We start from the raw sequence: 5,092 nt of genomic DNA, 5'->3' as shown, positions 1-5,092 counted from the left end.
TTCGGCTGCTTTCTGTGCCAGTTGCGCTTTGCCCTGGTCCATGGATTGCTGCAATGTGGCCATCTGTCCGGCATTGAGCTTTACCAGTTGATCCCGGTATGCATCGAGCTTGGTTTGTTTACTCAGTTCCAGTTGCGCATCAATGTCTTTCTTAAATAACATTAATACTACGGGTTGTGATATAAACAAGCCGATAGTAACGGCAAGGACTAAACGAAAAATAACCGGCATTACTTTTATGCCGCCGTTAGTGCGTGTCATGGCGGCAATGAGGGTACGATCGACTGATAAAATAGCGAAGCCAAAAAACAGGGCCAGTCCGACTACCACCATATCGTCATTTACGATGGTGGAGAAAAAATATCCCCAGGCCAGCGTTGCAAACATCCAGGTAACCAATACCGATATACCAATAATGCGATATCTTTCTTTTTCCGTTCTGCAGTCCTTTAAAATATCCGCATCCGCAGCGGCCAGCCACCATAAAAAGCGGGTCATGCCATCCGGCGCAGGTGCGGTGATTTCTTCTTCTTTCTTCATCTTTTTATTTATTAACATCGATGGTAAGGTGGATAAAAAATTCCGAGGCGGTTTGGCGTATACTCAATTCATGTCGCTGTGGATATAATAACGCTAATCTCTCTTTTACATTGTTCAAGCCTATGCCCATTCCTTCGCGTTCCGGATCATTTTCCGGGCGGGGGTGCACGCTGTTATACACATCGAAGAAAATTTGTTCTGCGGTACAGCTCAGGGAAATCACAATACGGGAGCGATGTCTTAAGCTAATCCCGTGTTTAAACGCATTTTCCACAAAAGGAATCAGCAACATCGGCGCTATTTCGTGCTGGCACTGACTTTCATCTATATTTACTTCTATTAAAATATCAGGAGATGATAATACGCGCAGTCGTTGTAAGGCAATGTAATTTTGTAAATAGGCGACTTCCTTATCCAGTGGTATTTTTTCCTGGTGATTATCATGCAGCATAAAGCGCATCATATCGCCCAGCTTCTGGATACCTTCGCTGGTGCGGGCAGCTTCCTCCTGCAAAGCAGTACCATAGAGGGTATTGAGGGCATTGAATAAAAAATGCGGGTTGATCTGGGAGCGTAAAAAGTCCAGGTCAGCAGCAGAGCGGCCCAACGCTTTTTTGAGGGTTACCACGGTTTGCTGCTGTTTTTTGCGGGACCTGAACAGGAACCAGCAGATAGGCGTTACTCCCATCAGCGAGGCCCAAACACCGATGGCGCCGATGGCAGCAAACCATTCGCCGTGACGGTGGCCAATGGCCCTCGTCACCAAAGCCATCAGCAGGTTACAGCCAATAACAGTAATGGCTATATCTCTGATAAGTAACCCTTTACTATGATGCACGTCTTCAAAATCCGGAAATACTTTATAACGTAATATGAAGAAGACCCCAATCTGCGAAGGACCAAAGAAAAAGATCATTAGCGCCAGATCCCGCGAATCAGCGAACGACAGGCAGAACAACACGGCGAATAAACTACTGGCCCAGAAGATTTCCATCATCATCTGCCGGAAGGCATAATCGCTGTTAAAGCGGGTGTAGAGCGTATCGTAAAATGCTTTTTTGAGAAAATAATAAACGACATACACGAGCGAGGAAAAAACCGTGATAATGAACGCCGACTTCACAAAATGCATATGCGCACCCCGTACCGTATCATATACCCCAAACAGGTAACCATTGTAGTAAGAGTTACATACGATGGTGATTAAGAAATATAATACCACTAATGGTATCAGCAGCAATACCCCATTTATCCAACGTTCCTTTTCTAAAAATTCAGGTACGATGACAAAGTTCACCAACAGAAAGGACACATACACCACGGCCATCTGCCCCATAATGGGCAATAAATAATGGATATAATAATCAAATACCTGGTGATACCGGGCGAACTTGACTCCGTAGATATCCTGCAGCTCAAATACATTATAGATCAGGCTGGGATACAACACTGAGAACAAGAGCAATAAAAAAATACCGGTGACGATGCCGAATTCAATTTTCTTAAATTGATTCATAAGGGAGCAATATTTACAGCAATATTAGCAATTGCGGTCTTGCAGCGATCTAAAATGGGATGAAAGTACCTGAATACGGTATGAAAGATATAATAAATCGCAGATCTTTATTATTTTCATCGCCTCAACCCGGCAATTATGAGCACTACCAACAGAAGAACATTTGTAGGAACCGCCGCAGCGCTGGCCGCCGGCACTGCCGCTGCAGCAGCAATACCCGCAACAAATATGGAAAAGAAATACCCGATTGTACATCATGTGTTCTTCTGGCTGAAGAACCCGGATTCAAAAGAAGACCGAGACAAGCTGATCGCCGGTGTAAAAACCCTGGTTAAAATTGAAACCGTGCGTGACCTGCGTGTAGGCGTGGTAGCGAGTACGGAAAAACGCGACGTAGTGGATACCAGCTGGGCAGTATCTGAGCTCATCTTCTTCAGTGATCTGGCCGGACAGGCGACTTACCAGGACCATCCTGTTCACCTGGAGTTTATTAAAAACTGTAGCCACCTGTGGGAGAAAGTAGTAGTATATGATGCAGTAGCAGTATAAACAACAACTATGGCCACCGAATACTGGATGAGCGGGCCGGTAGATAATATACCGGCATTACTCCAGCCTGTCGCCCATGCATTATTGCAGGCGAACCTGGAAGTAAACAATTTAATGCAGGATTTTCCGGAAGCGCGATTATGGGAAAGACCGGCGGGGGTTGCCTCTCCGGGCTTTCATCTGCAACATATCAGCGGTGTGCTGGACCGGCTGCTGACCTACGCCCGGGCGGAAGCGCTCACGCCCGAACAACTGACCTATCTCCGCGAAGAAGGTAATCCGGGCAAATCGCTTTCCGAATTACTGGAACTTTTTAATACGCAGACGCACCAGGCGTTAATGCAATTATCTGCTACCCCGGAAGATACCCTCACTGCGTTCCGGGGTGTAGGCAGGAAACAGCTGCCCTCTACCGTATTGGGATTACTCTTTCATGCAGCAGAACATACGATGCGACATACCGGGCAGTTACTGGTAACGGTAAAAATAATGCTTTAAATTAGCCCCATGAAACGCTTACTTTTTCTCGCATTGCTATGCGGTATTTGTTCCGCCATGCAGGCCCAGCAAACACAGAAGCCACCCCTGCATGGTAAAAACTGGATGGCCGTTACCGGTAAACCCCTGGCTGCTACTGCCGGCGCCATGATCTTCCAGAAAAATGGCAATGCAGTAGATGCCGCCTGTGCTATGCTGGCGGCCACCTGCACCATGTGGGATGTACTGAGCTGGGGCGGCGAAACACAAGCCCTCATCTATAATCCCAGGACCGGCAAAGTGATCGCCATCAATGCCCTGGGTGTAGCCCCCACCGGCGCCACCCCTGCTTTTTATAAAGGCAAAGGTTATGACTTTCCTCCGGAATATGGTCCGCTGGCCGCTGTTACGCCCGGAACCGCAGGAGGACTTTGTTATATGCTGGCGGAATACGGTACCCTGTCTTTAAAAGAAGTACTGGCCCCCGCCATGGAAATGGCTGCTGGCTATCCTATAGAAGCACAAACCGCCAACAGTATAGAACGCGGTAAAAAATATATTAAAGAATGGCCCTATAGCAAGGCTGTCTTCCTTACCCATCCCGGTGAAAAAAGAGAAGCCCCCGAAGCAGGTGAAATTTTTGTGCAAAAAGACCTGCTGGCCACACTTACCAAAATGGTGGAAGCAGAACAGGAAGCACTGCGCAAACACAAGAGCCGTAAAGAAGCCATCATGGCCGCCTACAACCGCTTCTACCAAGGTGATATTGCCAAAGAATTTGTACGCGGCTGCCAGGAACAAGGCGGTTTGATTACCATGGAAGACCTGGCAAAATGGAAGCCGGTAGAAGAAGAACCGTTGCACGTAAACTACAAAGGCATTGAAGTATATAAACTCCAGGAATGGACGCAAGGGCCTATGCTGCTGCAAAGTCTGAATATCCTGGAAAACTTTGACCTGAAAGCGATGGGATATAATTCCACCAACTATATTCATACGCTGTATCAAACGATGAACCTCACCTTTGCCGACCGTGATTTTTATTATGGTGATCCTGCTTTTAATACCAACCCGGCTATCAAAGGATTGTTGAGCAAGGACTATGCAAAGGCGAGGGCCAAACAAATTAATCTTGCGCAAAATGATGCGGCGGCGGGTCCCGGCGATCCTTATCCTTATATGGGCAAAACCAATCCCTACCTGCACTTCCTGCAGGAGCGCCAACAGCTCACAGATACCAGCAGCGGTCGCAAGCCGGGAGGTTTTGTACCTAAACATGACGCCACTACGTTTTTACCAGCTACAGATCTCTCGCATTTATATGCTGCCAATACCACCGACAGCGCCTATATGGACCGGCTCTGGAGAGGTACTACCAGCGTGGAAGCAGCAGACAAAGACGGATGGGTGGTATCTATTACCCCCAGCGGTGGATGGCTGCCCGCCTGCATTGCCGGCAACACCGGTATAGGTATGAGTCAGCGTGCACAAAGTTTTGTGCTGGATTCTGCGCTTTGTCCGTTCAATGTGATTGCCCCGGGAAAACGGCCACGGGTTACCCTCACTCCTTCCATGGCATTGAAAGAAGGGAAGCCTTTTCTTTGCTTTGGCGTACAGGGTGGCGATACACAGGATCAGAACCTGTTACAGTTTTTCCTCAATGTAGTAGAATTTGGTATGACGGTACAACAGGCTACAGAGGCGGCGAATATTAATACCAACCAGTTATGGTTATCACTGGGCGGCACTACTATGAAAGACAGAGAACCCCGTCCGGGCAGTATTCTTCTCAATAATAACACCACAGAAAAAACGCGCAATGCCCTGGAGCAGATGGGTTATCATCTTAGCTTCGGAGAACGCACCAGCGGGCCTGTAAATGCGATTTATATAGATCGGGTACATGGTAGTTTATGGGGTGGCAGCAGTAATCACGGAGAGGATTACGGGATTGGCTGGTGATTTGAATGAATTACGAATTACGAATTACGAATTACGGATTTGTGGGTA

At 47.5% G+C, this 5,092-nt stretch carries 5 protein-coding genes; 3 read left to right on the top strand and 2 right to left on the bottom strand.

Annotated elements, in window-relative coordinates:
- Both VIP81_RS14520 and VIP81_RS14515 read right to left on the bottom strand, forming a co-directional pair.
- Nucleotides 1-540, bottom strand: a 540-nt coding sequence (locus tag VIP81_RS14520) for a DUF4407 domain-containing protein (RefSeq protein ID WP_331961907.1), incomplete at its 3' end; no start/stop codon positions are given.
- A 4-nt stretch (nucleotides 541-544) separates the two neighbouring features.
- Entirely contained in the window at nucleotides 545-2,056 is a 1,512-nt protein-coding gene (locus tag VIP81_RS14515) for a sensor histidine kinase (RefSeq protein WP_331961904.1), read from the bottom strand.
- A 138-nt stretch (nucleotides 2,057-2,194) separates the two neighbouring features.
- On the opposite strand from VIP81_RS14515, the gene VIP81_RS14510 reads away from it, so the two are divergent.
- From VIP81_RS14510 to VIP81_RS14500, 3 genes are read left to right on the top strand one after another with little or no spacing between them, the layout of a single operon-like run.
- Complete coding sequence (locus tag VIP81_RS14510) at nucleotides 2,195-2,605, top strand: Dabb family protein (RefSeq protein WP_331961901.1); 411 nt, start codon at nucleotides 2,195-2,197, stop codon at nucleotides 2,603-2,605.
- Nucleotides 2,606-2,614: 9 nt separating this feature from the next.
- Nucleotides 2,615-3,103, top strand: a complete 489-nt coding sequence (locus VIP81_RS14505) for a DinB family protein (protein ID WP_331961898.1) — start codon at nucleotides 2,615-2,617, stop codon at nucleotides 3,101-3,103.
- 9 nt (nucleotides 3,104-3,112) lie between these two features.
- A complete protein-coding gene (locus tag VIP81_RS14500; protein WP_331961895.1) occupies nucleotides 3,113-5,044 on the top strand; it encodes a gamma-glutamyltransferase family protein in 1,932 nt (643 codons plus the stop codon).
- Nucleotides 5,045-5,092 lie beyond the last annotated feature (48 nt).

The sequence above is a fragment of the Chitinophaga sp. genome (assembly GCF_036566945.1).
Lineage (GTDB): Bacteria > Bacteroidota > Bacteroidia > Chitinophagales > Chitinophagaceae > Chitinophaga.
Note: the sequence above shows the minus strand (reverse complement) of the source record. Positions and strands in the feature narration are given on the sequence as shown.

Excerpts from the sequence above, each read along its gene's own strand:
- VIP81_RS14515 (WP_331961904.1), bottom strand. The coding sequence starts at position 2,056 with ATGAATCAATTTAAGAAAATTGAATTCGGCATCGTCACCGGTATTTTT.
- VIP81_RS14510 (WP_331961901.1), top strand. The coding sequence starts at position 2,195 with ATGAGCACTACCAACAGAAGAACATTTGTAGGAACCGCCGCAGCGCTG.
- VIP81_RS14505 (WP_331961898.1), top strand. The coding sequence starts at position 2,615 with ATGGCCACCGAATACTGGATGAGCGGGCCGGTAGATAATATACCGGCA.
- VIP81_RS14500 (WP_331961895.1), top strand. The coding sequence starts at position 3,113 with ATGAAACGCTTACTTTTTCTCGCATTGCTATGCGGTATTTGTTCCGCC.